The 19131-nt window shown below is 49.7% G+C and carries 13 protein-coding genes and 1 pseudogene; all 14 read right to left on the bottom strand.

Annotation, left to right across the window (positions count from 1 at the left end; all coding sequences use genetic code 11):
- Positions 1-5: 5 nt before the first annotated feature.
- Positions 6-1187 (bottom strand): nucleoside transporter C-terminal domain-containing protein, encoded by a 1182-nt coding sequence (locus tag MHB80_RS09875; RefSeq protein ID WP_341281971.1) that lies wholly within the window; start codon positions 1185-1187, stop codon positions 6-8.
- 152 nt (positions 1188-1339) lie between these two features.
- Positions 1340-2008, bottom strand: coding sequence for a deoxyribose-phosphate aldolase (deoC, locus tag MHB80_RS09870; RefSeq protein WP_341281970.1), 669 nt, complete (start codon positions 2006-2008; stop codon positions 1340-1342).
- Between the two features lie 422 nt (positions 2009-2430).
- Positions 2431-2577, bottom strand: a pseudogene (locus MHB80_RS09865) (5-deoxy-glucuronate isomerase); the annotation flags it as partial.
- Positions 2578-2718: 141 nt separating this feature from the next.
- Positions 2719-4179 carry a CoA-acylating methylmalonate-semialdehyde dehydrogenase gene (locus MHB80_RS09860; protein ID WP_341281969.1) on the bottom strand — a complete coding sequence of 487 codons (1461 nt, stop codon included), beginning with the start codon at positions 4177-4179 and terminating at the stop codon, positions 2719-2721.
- 21 nt (positions 4180-4200) lie between these two features.
- Positions 4201-5196 carry a 5-dehydro-2-deoxygluconokinase gene (gene iolC / locus MHB80_RS09855; RefSeq protein ID WP_341281968.1) on the bottom strand — a complete coding sequence of 332 codons (996 nt, stop codon included), beginning with the start codon at positions 5194-5196 and terminating at the stop codon, positions 4201-4203.
- Between the two features lie 23 nt (positions 5197-5219).
- Entirely contained in the window at positions 5220-7085 is a 1866-nt protein-coding gene (iolD, locus tag MHB80_RS09850) for a 3D-(3,5/4)-trihydroxycyclohexane-1,2-dione acylhydrolase (decyclizing) (protein ID WP_341281967.1), read from the bottom strand.
- A 124-nt stretch (positions 7086-7209) separates the two neighbouring features.
- A complete protein-coding gene (locus MHB80_RS09845) occupies positions 7210-10353 on the bottom strand; it encodes an alpha-mannosidase (RefSeq protein ID WP_341281966.1) in 3144 nt (1047 codons plus the stop codon).
- 32 nt (positions 10354-10385) lie between these two features.
- Positions 10386-11138, bottom strand: coding sequence for a sugar phosphate isomerase/epimerase (locus MHB80_RS09840; protein WP_341281965.1), 753 nt, complete (start codon positions 11136-11138; stop codon positions 10386-10388).
- Positions 11135-12076 (bottom strand): aldo/keto reductase, encoded by a 942-nt coding sequence (locus MHB80_RS09835; protein ID WP_341281964.1) that lies wholly within the window; start codon positions 12074-12076, stop codon positions 11135-11137. The genes MHB80_RS09840 and MHB80_RS09835 overlap by 4 nt, the downstream gene beginning before the upstream one ends.
- 26 nt (positions 12077-12102) lie before the next feature.
- Positions 12103-15156: a glycoside hydrolase family 2 TIM barrel-domain containing protein gene (locus tag MHB80_RS09830; RefSeq protein ID WP_341281963.1), complete on the bottom strand. Its 3054-nt coding sequence runs from the start codon at positions 15154-15156 to the stop codon at positions 12103-12105.
- Between the two features lie 156 nt (positions 15157-15312).
- A complete protein-coding gene (locus MHB80_RS09825) occupies positions 15313-16257 on the bottom strand; it encodes a carbohydrate kinase family protein (RefSeq protein WP_341282927.1) in 945 nt (314 codons plus the stop codon).
- 37 nt (positions 16258-16294) lie between these two features.
- A complete protein-coding gene (locus MHB80_RS09820; RefSeq protein WP_341281962.1) occupies positions 16295-17320 on the bottom strand; it encodes a LacI family DNA-binding transcriptional regulator in 1026 nt (341 codons plus the stop codon).
- 49 nt (positions 17321-17369) lie between these two features.
- Entirely contained in the window at positions 17370-18185 is an 816-nt protein-coding gene (locus tag MHB80_RS09815) for a carbohydrate ABC transporter permease (RefSeq protein ID WP_341281961.1), read from the bottom strand.
- An 18-nt stretch (positions 18186-18203) separates the two neighbouring features.
- Positions 18204-19088, bottom strand: a complete 885-nt coding sequence (locus tag MHB80_RS09810) for a sugar ABC transporter permease (RefSeq protein ID WP_341281960.1) — start codon at positions 19086-19088, stop codon at positions 18204-18206.
- Between the last annotated feature and the right edge of the window lie 43 nt (positions 19089-19131).

Genomic DNA, 19131 nt, shown 5'->3' with positions numbered 1-19131 from the left:
TTCGTCTAAATGAAAATCCCTGCAATCGTCGCCGACAGCACGCTGACGAGCGTTGCGCCATAAAGCAGCTTCATGCCGAAGCGCGCAACAACATTGCCCTGCTTCTCATGCAAGCCTTTTACCGCGCCTGCAATGATGCCGATGGAGGAGAAATTCGCAAAAGAAACGAGAAACACCGATACGACGCCGACTCCTTTGGCCGAAAGATCAGGATATTTGCTAATTTCGAGCATCGCTACAAATTCATTCGATACCATTTTCGTGGCCATAATGCTTCCCGCATCAACGGCATCTTTCCACGGTACTCCCATAATAAAAGCGAAAGGAGCGAAAATAAATCCAAGGATTTGCTGAAAAGAAATACCGAGAATGCCAAGAAACAAACCATTGACCATGCCAATGAGGGCAATAAAACCGATCAGCATCGCGGCGACGATAATCGCAACCTTGAAGCCGTCCATAATATATTCACCCAGCATTTCGAAGAAGGTCTGCTTCTCCCCCTCCTCCTGTACTTGCAGCACGTCTTCGCCTTCCTCTACCGTATACGGATTAAGAATCGAAGCGATAATAAAGCCGCCGAACAGGTTGAGTACGAGCGCGGTCACGACATATTTCGGGTCCAAAATTTGCATATACGAGCCGACGATCGACATCGATACGGTGGACATCGCCGAGGCGCACAGCGTATACAGGCGATGCTTCGGCAGCAGGCCAATTTGCTTTTTGACCGAAATGAATACTTCCGATTGGCCTAAAATAGCTGAAGCAACCGCATTATAAGACTCCAGCTTGCCCATGCCATTCACTTTGCTTAACACAAATCCGATGCCCTTTACGATAAAAGGAAGGATTTTTAAGTATTGCAAAATGCCAATTAGCGCGGATATGAAGACGATGGGCAGCAGTACCGACAGGAAGAAGGAAAATTGTCCTTCATTTAAAATACCGCCAAATACAAAGTTGATTCCTTCCTGCGCGTAGGAAAGCAGCTGTTCAAATACGCCGGAAAAACCTTTAATCAAGGTCGCGCCCGCAATCGTATTTAATAGGACAAAGGCAAGAACCACCTGCAAAATGATCATGATGGCAATCGGCTTGAAACGAATATTTTTCTTATTGTTGCTGACGATATAGGACAATCCTAGCACAACCAGCAGGCCTAATAAAGCTACGATGTATTTCATAGTTGCCGCCTCCTATTTTTTCATGATTATGGAAGTTGACTGGCTGAATAGAGCGCTTACAAAGCTATGTTGATGCCTCCGCTCTTGTATTTACCGTGAAAAGCGGGCCGCCCCTTCGGAAAGGAGCAGCACCGTGTTCTATGGTTACTTCATTAATAAGCGGCGCTGGATTGCTCGCCCTGCATTATTTTTACACCAGAGCTTGCGCCAATGCGAGTTGCGCCTGCTTCGATCATTTTTTTCATATCCTCAAGTCCGCGTACGCCGCCCGATGCTTTCACTCCGAGCTTGCCTTGGACTGCTTTGTGCATGAGCGCTACATCTTCAGCTGTCGCTCCACCAGTGGAGAAGCCTGTCGAGGTTTTTACGAAATCAGCCCCGGCTTTCGCTGAACGCTCGCATGCACGAACCTTTTCTTCATCGGTGAGCAGGCTTGTCTCAATAATGACCTTCACAATCGCTTTGCCTGCAGCCGCATCAACAACTGCTTTAATGTCCTGCTCCACATAGTCATCGTTGCCATCTTTCAAGGCGCCAATATTGATGACCATATCAATTTCATCTGCACCATTTGCAATCGCGTTGCTCGTTTCAAAAACTTTAACGGCGCTCGTCGATGCCCCTAATGGAAAGCCGATAACCGTGCAAACTTTGGACTTGCTTCCGGCTAGCTGCTCAGCCGCAAAAGCGACCCAAGTCGGATTTACACAAACCGAAGCAAATTCATATTGTTTCGCTTCCTCCGTCAGCTTAGCGATCTCTGCTTTTGTCGCGTCGGCACGCAGCAGCGTATGATCAATCATTCCAGACAAATTTAACATGACCTGTTCCCCTTCCCCATATACGAATTCCTCAAATACAAACTTAGTTTAGCATGAATTTGATCATATGTAAATATACATATGGACTTATGTTCATTAATGAAGACAAGAAACACCGAATCCCACCTTTTCACCAACTATTTTAATATTTTACCCATTTACGCTGTCTATCACTCATCAAATAATGAACAAATGTAAAATTTAATTTTTAACAAAAAGAAAAACGTCTCCGCTCACACGGTTCCTGCAGCAGGAACCGTGTGAGCGGAGACGCGTTACGCTGCTCCTAATACTGTTTTTGTCAAACTACGTACGACAGTGCGTCCTTGTGGGCTTGTTAATCTTTGAATTAAATTCAAAGGGGCCCCTCGCTTCTGCGCTGATCGTTTAATTCATAATTCCTGCGATCATCGATTTCTGTCTCATGAATTTTTTCTTGCCAACCAGGCGTGATCCTTATCATTGTGGATCCTCCACAATCTCTTCGTCCCTGCCATGACGTTCAAATAATAAACCTCATAGCCCGGAGGGGCGTATACCGAGTGGTAGCCCCTTGGCACCAATACAGCAATATTGCCTGCGTGAATTAAAGGTTATTCAGATTGAACTGACCAACCGCGTATTGTCTGGCTAATGGTTCTTGCAGCGTCGCTTTCATCGATACCAGAGCCATGGGATTCACTCCTTCCCTCTCCAGTCGAGACTCCCGCTTACCAGCGGGCCGTTACCATTTTCTTGCGCGTATAGAATTCCACTCCGTCAGTACCATTGGCGTGCAGATCGCCATAAAACGATTTCTTCCAACCCGAGAACGGGAAGAACGCCATCGGCGCGGGTACGCCTAGATTAATGCCGAGCATTCCGGCATCAATGTTTTCGCGGAATTTCCGAACGTTGCTGCCGTCTTGGGTGAATAGACAAGCGCCGTTAGCAAAAACGGACCGATTGGAGAGTTCGATCGCTTCCTCCAATGTGTTAACTCGAGCAATCGATAGAACCGGAGCGAAGATTTCGTCTTTCCATATTTTCATTTCGCTCGTCACGTTATCGAAGATCGTCGGTCCGACAAAGTAACCGTCGCCGTTGACTACCGTATCGGTGCGGCCGTCGCGGAGCAATGAGGCCCCTTCGTTCTCGCCCGCTTCGATATAATCCAGCGCGCGATCCTTATGGGGACCGCGAATTACGGGACCCAGGAATACGTCTTTATCCATCCCGTTGCCAATCGTCAGTTTGTTGGCCTCATCAACCAGCCTCTCGATGAGCGGATCCGCAACCTCGCCAACGGCTACTACGACCGCGCAGGCCATGCATCGCTCGCCCGCCGATCCGAATGCAGCGTTTATGATTTGCTGCACCGTACCGTCCAAATCGGCGTCCGGCATGACGATACTGTGGTTTTTGGCGCCAGCGAGCGCCTGAACTCTTTTACCGTGAGCGGTCCCGGTTTTGTACACGTATTCCGCAACCGGTTGGGAGCCGACGAACGATATCGCTTTAACATCTGGATGCTCGAGGAGCCCGTTCACGACGTCGTTCGCTCCATGAACCACGTTAAGAACCCCGTCCGGCAAACCTGCTTCTTTGAATAGCTCAGCCAAGCGGTTTGCAAGCAACGGCGTGCGTTCGGATGGCTTGAGCACGAAGGTATTTCCGCAAGCGATGGCCAGCGGAAACATCCAGCAAGGAACCATCATCGGGAAGTTAAACGGCGTAATGCCTCCTATAACGCCGATTGGATAGCGAAACATGCCCGATTCAACGTTCGTGGCGATGTCGGAGAGCTGCTTCCCCATCATTAACGAAGGCGCTCCGGCCGCGAACTCCACGCACTCAATGCCGCGTTGGACTTCTCCGTAAGCTTCCGAGTAATTTTTGCCATTTTCCATGGTGATGATCCGGGCCAGCTCTTCCCAATTGTTGACTAGCAGCTGCTGGTACTTGAACAGGACTCGCGCTCTGCGCGGAACAGCCGTTCGACTCCATAAGGCAAAAGCTTCTTTGGAGTTCAGCACGGCTGCGTCAACATCCTCCCTAGAAGACAGGGGAACTTGGGCGATCGTTTCGCCGGTAGCCGGATTGAATACCGCATTGGTCATGCCCGAAGCGGAAGCAACCCATCGACCGCCGATGAAATTTGTGATCGCTACATGCGCGTTGGTTTGGGTCATATTGGGTATTCTCCTCTCAATTTAAGCTTCCTCAGATTCTCGCATAAATTCTTCTACTTGTATAAACGTCGGCATGGCATCCGAACAGCTGTGGCTGGATATGACGATGGAAGCGCACGCGCTGCCGAATTCCATACTGTGGCGGATGCTCCATCCCTTCATGAGTCCGAAAATAAAACCTGCGGCGTAAGAGTCGCCCGCTCCGAAAGTTTTGATGACCTTCGCGGGGAAAATCGAACCCCTGTGTGAGCTTCCGTCTCTGGCGTAAGCTATCGAGCCGTCCTTGCCGTGCTTGATGACGACGATTTCCGCATAGTGGTCGAACCATTGCGCGGCCGTCACTTCGTCGCTTCGTTCGGCCTTGCCGTCGAACTGCTCCAACATGTCGAACTCCTCGCGGGTTCCAATAATAATGTCGCTCTTCTCCGCAGCGGCGTGATAATAAATCGCCGTTTCCTGCGGGTTATGCCAAGTATAAGGTCGGTAGTCGATGTCGAATACGACCTTCGTGCCATGCTTGCGCGCATACCGGAGAGCCAGCAGCACCGCTTCCCGCGAAGGACTCTTCGCGAGAGCCGTTCCGGATACAAGAAGCACCTTGCTTGCGGCGATCAACGATTCGTCCACTTCGGCTGGCTCAAGCAACAGATCGGCTACGTTATCCCGGTACATAAGGATGCTGCAGTCCTCTGGACTTTTAATCTCCGTAAAAGCCAGGCCGGTCACGGCCCCGGTCCGATCCGTTATGATGTTTGACGTTCCGATGCCATTGTCGCGTAAATATTGGAGGATATAACGTCCCATTTGATCGTCGGCCACTTTACCGATAAAGGCCGACTTCATGTCCAAGCGGGACATGGCTATAGCGATATTGGCGGGGGAACCACCGACATATTTAGTGAAAGTCATCGTCTCTTCCATCGGACGATTGATTTCGTTCGCATTCAAATCGATGCATAGACGGCCGATCGCCACGAAATCGAGCGATTTGCCGGATGCGAATGTTACGGGCATCATCGAGATCCCTTCTTTCTTGTCCGTTAGTAAGGCCGTGCCGCTTGAATCCGCTTCTGCATCTCGGCATGCGCCTTTAATACCTTGTCATCCTTAGACACTTCCGGCACACCAACATTCCACCAAGAATCGTAGCCCCCAGTGTTCGTGCCTGGCAGTACCTTAATCTCGACTAGGACAGGCCCTTGCTCGGCTTTCGCCTGACTGAGCGCCTGTTCCAATTCCTCCGCATTGCGTGCGGTATAGGAAGCGGCACCCAAGCTGCGAGCATGGGCTGCGAAATCGATCGGCATATAATTGCCGTTCAAACGTTCCGTTTCCTTGGAACGGAAACGGAACTCGTTGCCAAAGCCGTCACTTCCGTGTCCGCGCTGGAGGTTATGAATGCATTGGAAGCCGTGGTTGTCGAACAACAGAACAGTAAACTTAACGCCTTCCTGAATGGCGGTCACGAGCTCCGAATGAAGCATTAGGTAGCTTCCGTCGCCTAAGACCGCGTAGACTTCACGCTCCGGCTCCGCGAGCGCTACGCCGAAAGCACCGCTGACCTCGTATCCCATACAGGAGAAGCCGTATTCCATATGATAAGTTTTCGATTCGGTCGTTCTCCACACCCGGTGCAGGTCGCCCGGTAAACTTCCTGCGGCCGCGACGATGACGTCTTTCGAACCGATGAACCCGTTGACGACGCCAAGAGCACGCGTCTGCGTGAAGCCTTTGGAGCTCTCCAGCGAATAAAGACGGTCGACCTCTCCGTCCCACTCAGCTTTGAGCCCCTTCACGTAACCTTCCTCGTATCCAGAACGATAACCGCTTTGCGACAGTTGCTCATGAAGGGCTAAGATCGATACCCTAGCATCCGCGGTCACAAACTCCGCTTGCATTTTGATCGAGTCGAACGCGCTTACGTTTAAGTTCAGGAAAGCGACGTTCGGGGAGCGGAAAGCGGATTTGGAAGCCGTCGTAAAATCGGAATAACGCGTGCCAACGCCGATAATCAAGTCGGCTTCCGCCGCAATCCGGTTCGCTGCCAAGGTGCCGGTAGTGCCAACCCCTCCAAGGCTGAGAGAGTGGTTCCAAGGAACCGCGCTTTTGCCTGCTTGCGTCTCTGCTATCGGAATGCCGAAAGCTTCAGCGAATGCCAGCAGTTCCTTTTCTGCTCCGGAATAATGAACACCGCCACCTGCGATAATGAGCGGTTTCTTCTTGCTTGCGATCAGTTCAACGGCTCGCTCAATAGCCTGAGGCGCAGCCGGACGGCGATCCAGTCTATGAACTCTCTTGTCGAAGAAGTCCATCGGATAATCATAAGCCTCCGCTTGAACATCTTGCGGCAGAGCCAACGTTACGGCGCCGGTATCCGCGGGATCGGTCAACACACGAATCGCCTGAAGCAGCGAGGACATCAACTTCTCCGGACGGACAATGCGGTCCCAGAACTTGCTAACCGACTTAAATGGGTCGTTCGCTGATATCGAATAGTCGCTGGGTACTTCTAATTGCTGTAAAACGGGATCTGGTTGACGGGAGGCGAAGTTGTCGCCCGGCAGAAGCAGAACCGGGATACGGTTTACCGTAGCGGTTGCAGCGCCGGTGATCATGTTCAGAGCACCGGGACCGATTGACGTCGTGCAAGCGAATATTTGCAGACGGTTCTTCTGCTTGGCATACGCCGTCGCGGCATGAACCATCCCTTGCTCGTTTTTGCCTTGCAGAAAAATCAGCTTGCCGGATTCCCGTTCGAGCGCTTCGCCAATTCCGATCACGTTGCCATGTCCAAATATACCCATGACTCCCCGGACGAATTTGGTTTCTTCTCCATCTACGGAAATGTACTGTTGATCCAGAAATTTAAGCAATGCCTGTGCCATTGTCAATCGAATGGTTTTCATTAGCAAAACCTCGGTTTATTATAAATTTGGATGATTCCCTATAATGGTGAATAAAGCGGAAGCCCGCAATTCCGTAGGGAACGTACGGGCTTCCGACTCGAATCTCATTTCCTTGCTCGAAAAATCAGACTTGGAGATGAACGATAAAGGTTTTGATTTCATAAGGCTTCAGCTCGAACTCAGCAACCGAAGACAAAGCCGCACCGAACGGCTTTTCCATGAGATCGCATTCCTGCAAGGAAACGATGCGGAAATCACTGTCCAACCGGACCATCGACCGAACGCCTGCGAATTCATGGATGCGCAGCACGAGATGATCCCCATCTTCCCCTTTTTTTACCGCATCCACCATTACGTTAGAGGCGGACAAGCGGAACAGCGAGAACGCGTCCCTAACGGGGGCTCCTTCATAAGCCGTCAATGAATTGTTGAGCGACCAAGCTTCCTGCACGGTACCGCCTGCATACCAATCTCCTACATGCGGGAAGAGAGCATACACGAACTCGTGTTCTCCAATATCGGCATCCGGGTCCGGGCTGATGGCCGATTTCAACAAGGACAGGCGGAGGACGTTATCCTTGATGTCATAGCCGTATTTGCAATCGTTCAGCAAGCTCACGCCGTAGCCGCGTTCGGACAAGTCGGCCCATTGGTGCCCGACCGTCTCGAAGCGTGCCCAATCCCAGCTCGTATTCCAATGCGTCGGACGCTTGACGTTCCCGAACTGAATATCGTAAGTGGCTTCCGTTGAACGGATGTCTACCGGGAAGGCGACTTTGAGAAGCTGCTGATGCTCCTGCCAATCGATATGCGTGCGGAAATCGATCCGTCTGCTGCTGGCGTAGACCATCATTTTCTGCGTGATCACGGACTTCGCGAAACGCCATTTGAACTCTACGACGGCCGCTAATGGTCCAGCATCAACAAGCTCCGCGGAAACCAATTCGGAAATTTCTCGCATTTTCTCTTGGTAGAAAATATCGATATCCCAAGCTTCGAAGTTAAGCGGCTTATCCTCGAACACCTGCAACACGTTGCCAAGGGAATGTTGTGCGAGTACGTGCCGACGATTGTCCAGATCGTAAATCCGGGATAGTTGTCCGGCTTCGTTCCACTCGATTTCATAATGAGGCGTCTTCAGCACGCGTCCTTCCTTTTGGAAAGGAATATCTGCTGAGGCAACGGACAATTGCGTCGATTCAGCCTTATAGTGTATGGCCGCGAATCCTAACGAAGGCACCTTGGACGCGGCCACAATCCAACGGCCATCGGAGTATTGGGATAATATGTCATTCCCCTCCACATCCGTCCAGACGCTTCCTGCAGGAACGTTGTCTACCTTGATGACAAGCAAATCGTTACGTTCCCAGGGAGAGCTATTGAGCACGGTAAACGTTCCTTCTGTTTTCCGGTCCCCTACGACGGCTGCCGCTTGGTACCAAACGTCCGTTGCGATGGACATCGCTTCGGCATACTCCTCGCGGCTGTCTTCATAAACTTCCTTAATCGAGGAACCTGGAATAATATCGTGGAACTGATTGCGTAGGATAATCGTCCAGCCCTGATTCAGCTTCTCTTGGCGGTACTCGCTCCAATTCCCTTTCAGAACGCCGGCCAATGCGCTTACCCATTCCGTCTCACGATAAAGAAGCTCCAGCTTCCGATTCATCCGTTTATTGTGAGCTTGGCTCGTGTAAGTTCCCCGATGGTACTCAAGGTACAACTCGCCGTCCCAGGTGTGAACGTAGCGATCCGTCTCCTTGAATGTTTGTTGCAGCCGCCCGAAGTATTCATCCGCGCGTCCCGTCTTCACGTTCGGCAGGCCTGGCATCTTATCCAGCCGCCGACGCATTTCGAGCATTTCTCGATTCACGCCTCCGCCGCCATCTCCGTAGCCATAGGAAAGGAGCAGTTCTTGGTTCACTTCTTTTTCCTGATAGCCATCCCAAGCCCCTTTAACCGTCTTGGCCGTGACCAATCCGTTGTACGTATAGAAGAAGGAGTTAGCTTCCTCCCAATCATCCGGCGTCGTGATGAAATGCGTGAGCACTTCCGATCCGTCGATTCCCCGCCATTTGAACGTATCGTGCGGCATTCTGTTGAATTGGTTCCAGCTGATTTTGGTAGTCATGAACGTATCGAAGCCGGATTTCCGCAAAATTTGCGGTAATGCCCAACTGTATCCGAATACGTCGGGAAGCCATAAATACGTGCTTTCCACGTCGAATTCCTCGCGGATGAATCGGGTTCCGAACAGAAATTGCCTGACCAATGATTCTCCAGAAGTCAGGTTGCAATCGGCTTCGAGCCACATACCTCCGCCAATTTCCCAACGCCCTTCACGCACGCGCTCGCGGATTTGCTCGTAAATCTCTGGGTAATCCTGCTTGATGTAGGCGTACAACTGTGGCTGCGTCTGCAAGAACACGTAATCCGGGAACCTTTCCATCAAGCGAAGAACGGTTGAGAACGAACGGGCGCATTTCTCGCGCGTATGCTTCAGTCTCCACAACCAAGCCACGTCGATATGGGTATGACCGATGGTTGTAACCGTAACGGGGTGATGCTTCTCGAAACGGTTCAGTTCCGCCAGTAATTGCTCGCGAGCTTCGTAAACGGATTCGCGATAGGTATCGGAACCCGGTTCGGACCAATCCACTACAAGAAAAGCACGGTCAAGCGCTTTAACGAGACCCACTCGATCGGGATGCGCGGGGCCAAGCGCTTGAATCGTTTCCAGCACAGCTCGGCCCGTATAGTAGAAATCGTCGATTTTTTCGTCCAACCAGCACAGCTCGGCCCGGCTCACCGTGTGCTTCATTTCGCGCGGCTTGCCTCCGCCATCCAGACCCGACCATAAGCGGATGTCCATTCTGCCAACCGCCCCGACAGCTTCATCCGGCAGGAATACTTCTTGATGGTTGGAATCGACGCCTTGGTATGGAGCGCCGTTCCAGTAAAGCAGCGACTCGAAGCCGTCGTTGTTTCCCCCGCCTGTCTCTCCGAAGTCGAAGCGTCCGAGAACGGTTTTTCCTAACCAATCCCTGGGAATCTCGACGTTACTAGATAACCAAATATAACGGTCGCGTCCCTTCCAAGTCTCGCCGGTTTTTAATTCAAACTCAGGTGATTGGGCAGGCGGCCGGGCTCCCGTTGCACCGGCCTCGTCTTCAACGGCAGAAAAGCTCTCCAAAGGCATAACGTCGCGATAACGGGTTTCGCTTAATTCGAAAAGCCTCGCTTCCAGCTTCTTTTCTGTGAACAACATGTTTATCCTCACCTTTTTCCCGGGATATTAAATCAAAGGACTTTCTCAAGCTTCAAGAGATGCTCCAAACTGGTAGCCAAGCTATCCATCGGATTGCCCGGACAATAGTCCTGCTCCACCGCAAACCATTCAACGCCGCTTTCCAGTCCCCATTTCAAAATCGGCGCAAAGTCAATGAGGCCACTTCCAATCTCGGAGAAATATTGCCGGCCGTCTGAGGTCATGTCTTTCAAATGAAGGATCGGCATACGGAAAGCATAATTCCGGATAAATGATAACGGATCATGGCCGGCCTTCAGAACCCAATAGGTATCGATTTCAGCATATATGGAAGTATCCTCCAATAAATATTCCAGTGCGAATTTCCCGTCGATCGTCGTGTGAAATTCAAAGTCATGATTATGGTAACCGACCCGATATCCCGTGCCGTCGACTTTGGCGGCAACAGCCAGTAAGTCTTTCTTTACGCTCGCGTACCCTTCGGGCGTTTGAAGACCGTCCGGCAGCGAGTGGCAGATGAAATCTTTCGTATCGAACAGGAGGGCTTCCTCCAGCACGGCATTCAGATCATGCTTCATCCGCTCCAAGCCGACATGCATGCCGGCGGTCTTCAAGCCTGCTTCCTTCATCACCGCAGCAATATCCCGGGCGGGGTATCCATGTAGACCATCGATTTGAACGGCCGCCCATCCCATTTTGCGTAAATCTTTAAGAACACCCTCGAAATCCTTCTTCACTTCGTTTCTTAAGGTGAATAGCTGGGCTGCAAGTTTATGTCTGATCATAATGCTATATCCCCCTTTTTCAGATCTAGCCATTCGACTTCCTGAGGGCTCAGCTCAAGATTCATTGATTCGATCGAGGATTGGAACTCATCCGGATTGCGCGGACCGATAATCGCACAAGTTGGAAATGGCTGGTAAAGAACGTACGATAGAGCAATCTGGATCGGAGTAACGCCCTTTTCTTCCGCCAGCTTCACGGCACGGCGGTACCGCTCCCAGTTATTGTCGCTGTAGTATACCCTGACCATTTCCTCGTCCGTCCGCTTATCCGGCGCGAAGTTCCCAGAGAAGAATCCACCCGCTTGTGCGGACCAAGCGAGCAACGGCAGTTGAGTCTTGGCGTGCCATTCGCACGTTTCCTCGTCCGCCGAGATGGCACCCTCCCACCTGGCTTCGAGAGGCTTGGCCAGGCTCAGATTCGGGCTGCTGAAGGAAAAGCCTGTCAAGTTGCGGTAAGCAGCGTATTCATTCGCTTCTTGAATTCTCTTGTAGGACCAGTTCGAGGCTCCAATTGCGCGTATTCTCTTCGCTTGAATATGCTCGTTCAACTCTTCGATAATCGGGCCGACCGCAACGGTCGGATCATCGCGGTGAAGCGCGTATAGATCGACATATTCAGTGCCTAGCCTCTCCAGGCTTTCCGTCAAGTCCTTCCGAATTGCCTGGGGATTCACGCGAGGTCCTGGGCTCCCGTCATCGTGATGAGCGCCTTTCGTTAAGATGACCATCCGTTCCCGAAGTCCCTTCTCAGCCAGCCATTGGCCGAGAACGAGCTCCCTACCTCGATATTGATGAGCGGTATCGAAGGCGTTGCCTCCAGCTTGGATATACGCATCCAGCATGATCTGTTGCGGTTCCTCCAGCTTCCTTAAATCCCCCGTCCCCATGAACAATCGGGAAATCTTCTTTTCGACGCCTTGGATTTGGATATATTTCACTCGTTAATTCCTCCTCGGAAGTTCCTCTATTCATCTTCTTTAAAAACGGGCATCAAGCATAGCTCATATTGGAATTCCTTTTCGTTCAGACGGTAAGGCTCGGCCAATTCCGGTCCGCAGGAATTCGATCCTACACCGCTCATCTTGTAATCGAGGTGTACTATCGTTTCCTTTCTCTTCTTCTTCGCGAGCTCCCAATCGTGCTTAGCTTCCGTCAGGTCCTCCGGTGAGAAATGGGATACGTTGAACGAGAAGCCATCTGGTGCGGAGAAGCGAAGGCCCATGCCCTGCGCGTTGGACACGACTGCCCATTCCGTACCATATCTGGAGCCGTTCTCTTGCGGCATGATGTAATTCTCGAACATCCCGTCAACCGTCGTAAGGAATTGGCCTCTCCTAACGCTTTGGCGTTTGTCTATATAACTCTCATGCGGTCCGAAGCCCGAATATTCCACCTCTTCCATTCCCGAAGGCATCGTCAAGCGAAGGCCGAACCGCGGAAGGTAAGGGTATGGCTGGCCTTCTTGAACCTTTACGTTCAAGTGAAGGCTCAGCTCCCCGGAAACGTTAACCTTCCAGCGCGCTTCACCTGCAAGGATCGATGCACGGCTGTCTGCCCCTAATGAAAACCGGCTTCTTAGCTCGATACCCCCGTCCTCGATTTTAATCCAATCGCAGTCGTACGTTTTCATGGCGGCACGGTCATAGCCTTCCGCGAGCCACTTCCCTTTCGCGTGCATGTCGTTATCCGTCGGCGCCCTCCAGATCGCAAACTCCGAAGACACGTCCAGCATGTTCACTCCGTTCCTCGAAATTTGACGTAAGGTTCCGAGCTCCATGTCGAACACATGGCGGAAATCAAAGCCTTCGACGGTCAGCCAGCGTCCCGTCTCCTCCGTTTGCAATGCGGGAGATGGCTTAACAGAGATGTGTCGAACGTCATCGTCGAACGCCAAACTCGGCTCATTGCAGCTCCATTCCATCTGCTCGAATGAAATCTCATGGCCGGCTTCGGCCCACCGAGTTTCCTCCTTCAGCACGATGGAGAAAGTAAGGACATAGCGTCCGTAGAACTTTTCAGGCAAAGTAAACGGCAGTGTCATAAGACGAGTGTTTTGCGGCATTATTCCGTCTACATCTAGCTGTCCCTGTTGCATCAGCCGACTGTCCAGCTCTACCTTCCAGATAACGCTCAAATGGGAAAGGTCGATAAAATCATAGAGGTTAGTCACCTTAATCTGACCAGCTTCTATATCGTGTCCCTCGATCCGAATAGGCGCGAGCACCTTCTTCAACTCTAGAAGGCCCGTATGCGGCTTGCGGTCCGGGGTAACTAGCCCGTCTATGCAGAAATTTCCATCGTTAGGCTTATCTCCGAAATCGCCTCCGTAAGCAAAGAAAGGCGTGCCGTCCTTCGTCTCCGTCGCAATACCATGGTCGTTCCATTCCCATACGCAGCCACCGATAAGCTTCGGATAACGGTATATGACGTCCCAATAGTCCTTCAAATCCCCAGGACCGTTGCCCATGGCATGACTGTATTCACATAAGAAAAGGGGCTTGATGTTGTTCTCGTCCTTGGCGTAGGCTTCAATTTCTTGAACCGATGCATACATCCGGCTTTCCAAGTCTAGGCACTCCACTCTCGGACTGCCTTTGTAGTGTGGAGCAGCGCCTTCGTAATGAACAGGAACGGATGGGTCTCGTTCTCTGATCCATTCAGCCATCGCGATGTGATTCGCTTCATATCCCGCCTCGTTACCCAATGACCACATGACGACGCACGGATGGTTCTTGTCCCTCTCTACCATTCGGGCCGCTCGATCGATGAAGGCCGCCTTCCAGTTGGGATCGCGGGATAGAGTGTGCGACGATCCTTCTATGTGGTCGTTTCCGATGCCGTGACATTCCAAATCGGCTTCATCCACAACGTAAAACCCGTACTCGTTGCATAAATCCATGAACCGTGTATCGTTCGGATAATGAGAGGTACGGATTGTATTCACGTTATGTTTTTTCATCAAAACAAGATCTTTGATCATATGGGTTACCGGAATCGTCTGTCCGAGCTCCGGATGGAAATCGTGCCTGTTGACGCCCTTGAGCTTAACGGCCTGTCCATTGATCCAGAACACGCCACCTTCGACAGTCACTTGCCTGAACCCGACTGGAAAGCGCAGTACCTCGGCGCCGCCGCGAACGTAAAGCTCATAGAGATAAGGCGCCTCGGCGCTCCACATATTCGGATAGTCCAACTCGAACCGAAGAGTCCCTTTACCTTCGACTACGGCTTTGGCCGAAGCTACGACTTTCCCAGCGGCATCCTTTAGGTCGGCGCATGCATTCAAGTGCCCATTCGTCTCGATTTCCGTCGTCAGAACGGCTTTCCGAAAACCATCTTCGAACTTTTGCTTATTGAACACGTCCCTTATGTGAACGCGATCGCGCGCAAGCATGTACACATCACGGAAAATACCTGAATAACGCCAGGAATCCTGATCTTCCAAATACGAGCCATCACACCATTTCAATACAATAACGGCAACCCTATTTTTCCCAGGCTTAAGAAAGGAAGAAACGTTAAATTCTGCTGGCATTCGGCTGCCTTGGCTGTAACCTGCAAATTGTCCGTTCAACCACAAGTAAAAACAGGAATTGACCCCTTCGAAGACAATGTACTTATCTTTGCCCTCCCAACAATCCGCAACATTGAAATCCCGAACGTAAAGCCCAGCCGGATTGTCATTGGGTACGAATGGGGGGTCGTTAGGAAAAGGATAATCGATGTTCGTATATTGAAGCTGATCATATCCGTTCACTTGCCAGCAGGACGGAACGATCAAGTCGTCCCATCCGCTTGTATCAGCCGTTTCCTTGTAGAATGGCTCATCCACGTTTAAGACGCTGCTATAGTATCGGAACTTCCAAGTCCCGTTTAAAGTTTGATAGAACGGGGATTTCCCTCGCTTTCCTGACTTCGCCGAAACGTCTCCCGCGTAGGGAATATAGGAAGCCCGCGGAGCCTCTCTGTTCACTTGAAGAACGGTTAAGTTCTCCCAATAACGATTCAAACGTATCATCGATTGTCCTCCATCCATAAAAAATCATTCCCTATTAAAAAAACTATTCTCATCAAACATTTAATGCGTTAGCATAGGGATTGATATGAATATAAACGATTTGGCGGTGAATTAAGCCCTCGATTCTTCATCCTTACTTCTCGCTTTTCCCGTCTGTCATGACTGGATGGATTGTTTGATATTTTGATGATCGCGAATAAATTGTTCGAGTTGATCGAAAGTCGGCGTATTCGTGCTCCCGCCAAATCCGCTGACAGAAAGTGCCCCACAGGCATTACCGTATCTCATGCTCGTTTCGACATCTTTGCCAGACAAGAATCCAAATAAATATCCCGCATTAAAAGAGTCTCCCGCTCCCGTCGTATCGACTGCTTCAACCACATAACCCGGAAGGCGTTTGATGATTCCGTTCTTAACGGAAATGGCCCCTTCTTTTCCCAACTTGACTACGACATGGCTGCAATATGCGCTCATATATCTCAGACTATCTCCTAGGTTTTCCATGCCTGTATAATGAAAACACTCAGTCTCATTCATCAAGAAAACGTCGAAATACTTCATTAATTCGAATACTCCTCCATCCCATTCGCCGGAATCATCCCAGCCCACATCGCAGGACAAAGTAACTCCATTGTCCTTAAGCGACTTTACCAACGTTATATATTGTTCATGATTTCGTTTCCCTTTATAACCAGTCAAGTGTACATGACTGCCTTGGACAATTTGCTCGATATCCAAGTTATCGAACCGAAGTTCTATATTGGATCCCCAATAAGTGATGAAGGATCGATCCGATCCGGGATTAAAGGCAATCGAGATGCCCGTATTATGCTCTTTGCTTGTTTGTACCATTCTGGTATCGATACCATATTCGGCAAAACGTTCCCTAATATATCGGCCATGGGTATCATTGCCCAATACGCCGTTAAATGCGACTCGAATTCCTAGTTTTGCAAGAGAGACCGCGAATAATGCAGCTCCCCCGCCTACGTGCATTGCAATATTATCGACTAAAATCTCCTGGCCGGGTTGAGGAACTTGATTGCACCCCGGCACGACTAAATCGATATTGGCATCGCCAATCACAACAGCATCGAACATTCTCAATTTATTCTCCCTCTTCCAGTCCCTATTATGTTTAATCCTCTCTGTTGACGTACTTCTTGCTGCTGTCGCGGACGACTAACATGTGCTTAAGAATAACGTCATCTATACGCTTCGCCTTGTTGCCTGATATTAAATCTAGAAGCGTGTCTACAGTTACTTTCCCCATCTCTAAGATAGGTTGCTCCATGGATGACAATCGCGGACGCACCTGCTCTGTTAATTGGCTACCGTCGAACCCGATAACGGATATATCATCAGGAACGGTTAACCCATAATCATTAATGCAGTTCATGGCTCCGACAGCCATATCGTCGCTTACCGCGAATATCGCCGTCGGGCGGGATCGGCAAGCTAAAATTTCCTTCATCATCTCGTATCCACTACGCGTTTTGTAATCGCCAAACCGAATGTGACCTTCTATTTGTTCGATTCCGAAGTCTGACAAGGCGTGAATATAACCGAAGTAGCGGTTCTGGCCCGATGTCACGTCGTTCATGTCGCCACCGATGAAACCGATGCGCGAATGCCCGAGATCGATTAAATGTCTCGTTGCATCGTATGCAGCCGAGTAATCGTCGATGATTACTGAAATGAAGGGTTGATCTGTTGGCTTTACGCTAGAGAAGATAATGGGTATCCCCAACTTGTCTAACAATTTGCGAATTTCTTCGTTTATTTTCTCATGCATAATAATAATGCCATCCACGCGCATTTCTTTGAACACTTGCAAATATTTAAGCTCTTTATCCGTATCTTCGATGATGTTGCAAACCAAAAGATTATAATCGTTTAGGCTCGCGGTTTTCTCGATCGTGCTAAGGATCGTGGAATAGAAGCTTGAAGTAACATCGGGGACAATCACTCCGATGAGATTCGTTTTCTTCCGTACGAGACTTCTTGCTATATGACTTGGCGAGTAACCAAGATCGTCTATCGCCTTTTGAACCCTGGCTTTCAGATCGTCCTTTACGTACTTTTCTCCGTTTAGTACCCTCGAGACCGTCGTAACGGAAACACCCGCGTACTTGGCGACATCCTTAATTTTCGGCGCCATCATCGTCACCCTGCTTTCGTAATTGCTGAAACGGTTGTTTTAAAAATCATTCCTAGCTTTTGACCGCCCCTTCCATGATCCCCTCGATAAATTGACGGCTTACAATAAGGAAGAAAGCGATTACCGGGATGGTGGCCAAAAGCGTTCCGGTCATTACCATCGAGTAGTCCCCGGTATGAACTGATTTTAATTGCTGCAACGTTAACATTAAAGTAAATTTTGATGTATCTGTCAACACAATTAACGGCCATAAATAATCTTCCCAAACCCCCATAAAGGTCGAGATGGCAAGGAATGCAAGCGCCGGCCGTAGAATCGGCAAAGCAATTCGCCAGTATAGCCCAAACTTGGTACACCCATCTATGCGGCCAGCTTCGAGCAAATCGTCATGAATGGCTAATGCGTATTGTCTAATCCAGAAAATCCCGAACGCGCTTGCCATGCCCGGAACGATCAAAGCTTTATAGCTTCCGAGCCATCCGATCTCTTTAATGATGATGAACTGCGGAACGAGCAGCATTTGAGCCGGAATCATCATCGTTGCCATCATCAGAAAGAAGAGCACCTTGGATCCCGGGAATTTGAATTTAGAGAAAGTAAATCCAGTCAATGAATTGAAAAACAATTGGAGCAGGCTGCTTACAATCGCAATAAAAAGGGTGTTGAAAAGCGCGCGATAAAAATTAATGTTATCCATGACGTGACGGTAATTCATCAAGAAATAGTCACCGAACACCAATTTCGGAGGAAATGCAAAAATCGCACTTGTTTCATTTGTTGACATAACCACGAGCCAATAAAAGGGGAATATCGAAAATATAACACCGATTAACAAAAAAGTATGCACGAATATTTTTTTTACTGTCACCTTTAACGCTCCTTTCCATCAATCATCAGACTTATTGAAAAGCTTCCAGTTCAACACGGATATAAGTCCAATTATGACAAACAAAACCCACGAGACGGCAGCCGCATATCCATAGTTCTGATAAACGAAACCTTCTCGGAACATGTAAAGTACGATCGTTTCCGATCCCGGATACGGAGATTGATTTCCCGCGAGCACCTGAGGTTCGGTAAAAATCTGGAATCCCCCGATCGTCGACATCATAACCGTAAACAATATGATCGAGCGAAGCATCGGAAGAGTTATCTTCGTGAAGGTCTGTACCATCGTCGCCCCATCGAGATTCGCCGCTTCATACAAATCCTTAGGAATTCTTTGCAATCCGGAGAGATAGATGATGGCATTATAGCCCAAATATCTCCAGGAAATCATTAGTGCGATGACAACCCGAACTCCTGTGCTGGAATTAAACCATGCCACTTTATCCAGCCCTAGCTTTTCCAGGAAGAAGTTGATCAGCCCGTACTCGTTCCCGAACATGGACTGAAATATAATGACAACCGCGACCATGGCAGTAATATTCGGAAGAAAAAAAGCGATTCTGAAAAACCCTTTGAATTTTACGATCGACAGATTAATCACGTATGCGATAATCAAGGCGCATGCAAGCATGGGACCGTTAGCCAACACCCAAATTGCTACGTTGTTGATCAAAGCTTGCCAGAAATTCGGATCCTGAAGCATATAAGTAAAATTATTAAAGCCTACCGATGTCATATTCCCGATCCCGTCCCATTTATGAAAGGAGAGATAGATCGAGAAGAAAATAGGAAACACCGAAAAGATCAGGAACAAGATATAAAATGGAGAAATAAACAGATAAAGCATTCTGCTCTTGTATATTTCCTTTAAAAGGCCTCCCATATTAGTCCTCCGATAATCCGATGCGGCAGGGGGCAAGGTACGC

The organism is Paenibacillus sp. FSL H8-0537 (genome assembly GCF_038051995.1).
Taxonomy (GTDB): Bacteria; Bacillota; Bacilli; order Paenibacillales; family Paenibacillaceae; genus Pristimantibacillus.
The sequence above is the reverse complement of the archived record's forward strand: the minus strand, read 5'-3'. Positions and strand labels throughout refer to the sequence as shown.